5 protein-coding genes are annotated in these 5,726 nt (G+C 59.6%); 3 read left to right on the forward strand and 2 right to left on the reverse strand.

All coding sequences use genetic code 11. The annotated features are described in order from the left end of the window. Positions 1 to 972, forward strand: a 972-nt coding sequence (locus GOOTI_RS21440; RefSeq protein ID WP_007240707.1) for a sensor histidine kinase, incomplete at its 5' end; no start/stop codon positions are given. A 47-nt stretch (positions 973 to 1,019) separates the two neighbouring features. After that, positions 1,020 to 1,400, forward strand: coding sequence for a BlaI/MecI/CopY family transcriptional regulator (locus GOOTI_RS21445; protein WP_005180013.1), 381 nt, complete (start codon positions 1,020 to 1,022; stop codon positions 1,398 to 1,400). A gap of 53 nt (positions 1,401 to 1,453) precedes the next feature. On the opposite strand, the gene GOOTI_RS21450 is transcribed toward GOOTI_RS21445, so the two are convergent. Both GOOTI_RS21450 and GOOTI_RS21455 read right to left on the reverse strand, forming a co-directional pair. After that, positions 1,454 to 1,783, reverse strand: coding sequence for a hypothetical protein (locus tag GOOTI_RS21450; RefSeq protein WP_005180014.1), 330 nt, complete (start codon positions 1,781 to 1,783; stop codon positions 1,454 to 1,456). Between the two features lie 28 nt (positions 1,784 to 1,811). Further along, entirely contained in the window at positions 1,812 to 2,255 is a 444-nt protein-coding gene (locus GOOTI_RS21455; protein ID WP_233425552.1) for a hypothetical protein, read from the reverse strand. A gap of 648 nt (positions 2,256 to 2,903) precedes the next feature. On the opposite strand from GOOTI_RS21455, the gene GOOTI_RS21460 reads away from it, so the two are divergent. Further along, positions 2,904 to 5,339, forward strand: a complete 2,436-nt coding sequence (locus GOOTI_RS21460; RefSeq protein ID WP_005180302.1) for an AAA family ATPase — start codon at positions 2,904 to 2,906, stop codon at positions 5,337 to 5,339. Positions 5,340 to 5,726: the final 387 nt, after the last annotated feature.

Below are 5,726 nucleotides of genomic sequence, written 5' to 3' on the forward strand. Positions count from 1 at the left end.
ACGGCCGTCAGCTGGTTCCTGGCTCGCCGCGTACAACAGTCAGTCGCCAGTGTCGCCCGCTCAGCCGTGGCTATTGGCGCCGGCAACTACCGCACGCGCGTACCCGATCGCCAGCTCGGCACCGAGTTCACCCAGCTCAGCCGAGCTATCAACCAACTTGCACAACGGCTGGATTCACAAGACGACATCCGTAAGCGGATGCTCTCAGACCTTGCCCACGAACTGCGCACCCCACTGACCACCATCGGCGCGATCACCGACGCCATCGAAGACGGAATCCGGGCTCCCGACTCACAGACCTTTGACGTCGTGCGCACCGCCACCACCCGCCTGCAGCGTCTCGCCGAGGACATCGCGACCGTATCCAGCGCCGACGAGCATCAGATGCCCCTCCACCCGGCGACGATCACTGTCAACGAACTGCTCATCGCGACCTACGAAGAAGCCGCCGACCTGTTCACCGACGCCAAAGTCACGCTAGGCATCGTCACCACCGCCGCGCGCGTACACGTCCATGTCGACGCCGAACGAATGAGCCAAGTACTGCTCAATCTGCTCACCAACGCGCTGCGACACAGCTCCCCGGGCCAGCGAGTCGTAGTGAAAGCCGACACCGCCCCGGCACACGCGGTGCGCATCAGCGTCGTCGACTGCGGTGACGGCATTCCCCCTCAACACCTTCCACACATCTTCGACCGCTTCTACCGCACCGACTCCTCACGCACCAGAGACGCCGGCGGCAGCGGAATCGGCCTCACCATCGCCCGCTCTATCGTCGAAGACCATGGGGGCACCTTGCTCGCCGAAAGCCTGGGAGCCGGACACGGAGCCACCTTCACCATCACGTTGCCGACCACCACCCGACGTCACATCCACCGCAGCACCCCTGGAACCGAATTCTCCGTGGCCTTCAAACACCGCACGCGTCGCGGCGCTGCCGATGCGCTCCAACGGGACCAAGCTACTAACTGAGGTAGTCCGTCGTAAGATTGACCCGCATCTAGAGATGGTGGGTGAAAATGACTGGGCTGGGTTCACTGGAACGCGCAGTGATGGACGTGCTGTGGTCAGCCGGTGCGGCGATGTCGGTGCACGACCTAGTCGAGGAACTCCACGACCGCGAACCGGCCTACACCACAGTGCTCACCGTCGTCACCAACCTGCACAAAAAAGGGTTCGTCGGTCGAGAAAAAGTCAGCCGCGCCTACCGGTACTTCCCCATGCAGACCCGTGAAGAGGCCACCTCACGCACCTTGCGTCAGGTCCTCGACGCCAGCGGGGACTCCGCGGCAGTACTGATGCACTTCGCCCAGACCGTGACACCCGCCGAGCGTGAAGTGCTCAGCGAATACCTCACCCTTAAACCTCGCCACACCCGCGGCGGCGGCACCAAAGCCTAAGCCATAGAAACCCTCCGACAAGGGAAACTCCGGCGAGGCCCAGGCCCGACTACTCAACCGGTCGCGCGCCCCTTGACTGCTGGGAGTAGACGCGCCACCAGCGCACCGGCCACACCCGCAGCGAAGGCCGCAGCACTCAGAGCCGACACCCAGTCGTGCACATCCACAGCGGTCAGCACCCGCAACTCAACCGGATCACCGCGCCCGACTCCTGAGCGGGGGTCGGATGGCACGAGATCCGACGTTCGGAGCAGCATCACCAGCCAGAACGCGGCCACCGCCTCAAACATCACCACAGCAAGACCCACCGCACGGGAGATCGTACGGGCAGGACCGCGCGGGCCGAACCGACCCGCACGCCGCACCTCGACACCGTCAGTCATGCCCAACCATCTCCTCAGCACACCCGCATCACACCCCACTTCTACTAACCACCTTCGTATTTTGTGGCCATCGGGCGTGGGCGCCGGGAACGAGGGTCTCGAAGCAATCACCACAGGAGGCCGGCCGGGCCAGGCGGAAGACTATCGCGGCCACCAGACCGAAAATCGCGATCACACTGCCAGTACGGACCCACCTCGGGGGTCGATTGAGCTCTGCCCTCAACGCCAACTCGGCAATCGGATCAGCAGGCACCACGCCAATCTCGATCGACGCGCCCGTGGCCGCGAACACGATGAACACCCACATCGACGAGGCCATCCACACCAGCGGGTCAACCATTACAGCCAACGACGCACCGTGCAGATGAGCAGAAAACAACATGAGCGCCCCAACACAGAGCAGCGCCAACACGATCACCGACGCGAAAACACCCTGGGGAGCAACCACCATCACGCCGACGGCCGCACTCACGGCCACCGCACACGAAACAAGCGCCCGCCACGCCTCCCCACCTCGATCCGGCTGACGGGCGGCGACACCACACGCTGTGACCGCACCGAACAGTCCCAGGAGTACACCTTGGGCCACAATGTTTGCGATCACCACGCCTCCAACAACACCAGTTTGAAACTATCCTCGATAGTAGTTCAGGTGTACCGGAGGGCGCTGAGTGGAGGGGGAGTAGCCCTATATCCCCGTGGATGGGGCGAGGCCTCCCGGGTCGACGCGTCTCTTGGGCTCTTGATATATTTCAACGGGCGGTTTCGGATACCAAGAGAATTGGGAAGTCGCAGAACACTGGAGTGTTGGTCGAGCTCTCGGAGATACTAAATCTTCCTGGAGACGAAACACTGGAAATCGTTCAAGGTTACGTATCCGGAATTCGGAACTCGTCAGATCTTGGATCGCGCAGGTCTCGTTCACGCGAACTGCGCCGAGTAATCGAGACCCAGTTGAGTGCGTCGTGAGTCAAAGGGTGAGTTGCGACTCCTTAGAAGTTCCGGCAGCCTGCGGAATGAAGCCTCCCGCCGGCTCTTCTTCACCGTATGCGACGTTGCCGGGCGCATCTGTCGACCTAGCCCCTACTATCGAGTCAACGTCGTTTCGCCGGAGGCTCCAATGCTGCTAACCCGAGTGCTGGTTCGGTTCTATCGGTCGTTCAACTATGACCAGGAAGCGAAGGCGGTCAGAGGAGCTGAGTACGACTGGGAGGTGATCCAGGGACGTGGGTGGTTTCCGTTCGTAGAGATCGACATCGACCCCGAAGTGACTGCGATCGTCGGTGCAAATGAATCGGGCAAGAGCCATCTCATCGGCGCGACGATGCGCGCACTGTCTGGGGCGGACATCTCGTCAGGGGACTTCTGTCGTTACTCGCAGTTGTACTCGGTCGAGGTTGGAGAGATTCGTAGCCCTGACTTCGGTGCGGAGTTTGTTTTGACCGCGCAGGACGACGTCGATGCTCTGCGAGCCGCGGGCGTGAAATTGGCCCTTGATGACCGCGTCACGTTACTCCGTATGGGAGCCGGGGATAACATGTTGATCCAAAAAGGACATCCCCCGGCTCCGCTTGATGCCAGCACCCTTGCCGGTTTGCAAGCGGTCCTTCCAAAGCCATTTCAATTGGAGACGAGGGCTAGAATCCCGGATGTCATCTCGTTCGATGCTCTCCTTGACCGAAAGCCCGGTCTCCTTAGCAGAAGGCGCGACCGATTCAAGTTTGATGATAATTTGCGCTCTGGCGGGATATCCTCCTGGCCGCAGTTGATTAATGGCATCGCTGGTGTAGCAGATCCAGCTGAGAATCCAGTCGAGCTTGAAGATACATCGGTGGCGAAGTCGGAACAGCTTGGACGCGACCTATTGCTTAATGTCGCAAGAATCTCCCCAAGCAAGTTTTCAGAACTGGAATGCGCGATCCGAGACGGCAAGGAGGGGCAAGTTGGTGCACTAATTGAGCAGATGAACCGTTCGATAGCACGGCACCTCAACTTTCGCCGCTGGTGGCGGCAGGACCGGGACTTCGAGTTGCGCCTCGCCCCGCGTGAACGAGAGGTCGCGTTCACTATACGCGACAAGACTGGCACAGACTATTCTTTTAGCGAGCGAAGCAGGGGTCTCACCTACTTTCTTGGCTACTACGTACAACTACGAGCTCACGAACGCTCGCTGACTCATACTGAGGTCCTACTCATGGACGAACCTGATGCGTATTTGTCGAGTGCCGCTCAGGCCGATCTTTTGAGGGTTCTGGACGAGTTTGCACGTCCAGAAGCGGGGGGTCGTACGGATCAAGTGATATATGTGACGCACTCCCCCTTCTTGATCAATAAGAATGCCGGTCACCGGATCCGAGTACTCGACAAGGGATCGGACCAAGAGGGCACGCGGCTCGTCAGAGACGTTGTAAATAATCACTATGAGCCTCTTCGGACGTCGATCGGTGCTCACGTTGCGGAAACTGCCTTCATTGGCGGCAATAACCTTCTTGTCGAAGGCCCTACAGATCAGATCTTGCTTACTGGTGCCTTAGCGCTGCTGCGCCGGCGGGGCCTAACTCCGAGCACACTGATCGATCTCAATGAAGTCACGATCGTGGCCTGCGCCTCTGCGAGCCATGTGCCATACATGGCCTACCTGGCACGTGGACGTGACACGCTTAAGCCTCCGTGCGTGGCCTTGCTTGACGACGATGACGCCGGTCGGGAGGCAATAACGCGATTGGCGCAAGGCGAGGCAGATCGACAGCGAGTACTCCAAGATCGACACATCGTCAATCTGGGTGATTGGGCAAAGGGGGCTGACATCAATGTCGCGTCAGGGGTGACCGTTGCTGAGCCCGAGGACCTGATTCCAGTGGCCATCGCTGTCGAAGGCGCTAGATTTTATGCCCGTCGTTTCTTAGGTATTCCTGCTTCGGATGTAAATCTGCTCCGATCCGATGATGTAAATGCCAGCCTTGCGAGCACCGGGGGGAGCCTGTTCCCTGCACTTCAAATGGCATTCTCGAGCGCCTTTTCCGGTAGAAAGTTACAAAAGGTCGGGTTCAGCAAGGAATTGGTTCACTACCTTGAGAACGCGGTTGCTGCTACCCCGAGGCCCCCGGGGTTGCTTGCGTTTGAGCAGAATTTCGCGGCTCTCGTTTCTTTCCTTCGAGATAGGCTCGACGATGCGGCGTCCTCGGAATCTAACGTTCGCGACCTGGACCGCGTCGAACGAGTTATCAAGTCTTTCGTGCGTGATCACGCCGATGGGATGTCTCGCGACGCAGCAAGTAGGGTTTTGCGGGATGTCGAAGCTGTGCTAGAAGATACCGACGAACACGATCCGATCCGCCGGCGTCTTAGCGAACTTCGCAGGCACCACAAGTTGTCTACAGATCCACTCACGGCCGTCGAAGATGGAACGGGCTTCTTGGAGTCGTTGCCTGACCTGTTGAAGCTGCCGCGGCAGTTCTTCCGCGAGCAGCTTGGAGGCGCGGTCCCTGAAGGCTCGGCGACGAGATCGCCATCAAGGCGCAAGCCTTCTAAGGGCGGGCCAACACCCGCTGCTTAAGCTCCGTGTGCACCACAGCTCAGACCGGAAAGCGGTATGCGGAACCGCGCCTCTCTCAGGCGCGTCCACGTGGGTTGTCTTTCGATCGCCGCTGTTTGGCTGGCCGTATGACTCGTCAGCACTGAACGGCGCAGAGCCATAATATGCAGCAATCGAATATGCAGGATTACCAGTACTGATATTGACCGCTGTTCTTGACTGCGGATGAAGGCGCCTCTGTCGGATGACAACGCAGTTGGGACTTTGACACCCTAGTTAAGACTCGATGACACATACCTGAGACGCTCGAAGGCGCTGAGCTGCGTGGTTTCCGACGCGAACTCTCACATCGGCCGACAAAGTTCTTGCCGAAATGACGGAGTGGTCCGTCCGGCCGCTCGACCCGGT

It is taken from the genome of Gordonia otitidis NBRC 100426 (assembly GCF_000248075.1).
In the GTDB taxonomy this organism is placed as follows: Bacteria; Actinomycetota; Actinomycetes; order Mycobacteriales; family Mycobacteriaceae; genus Gordonia; species Gordonia otitidis.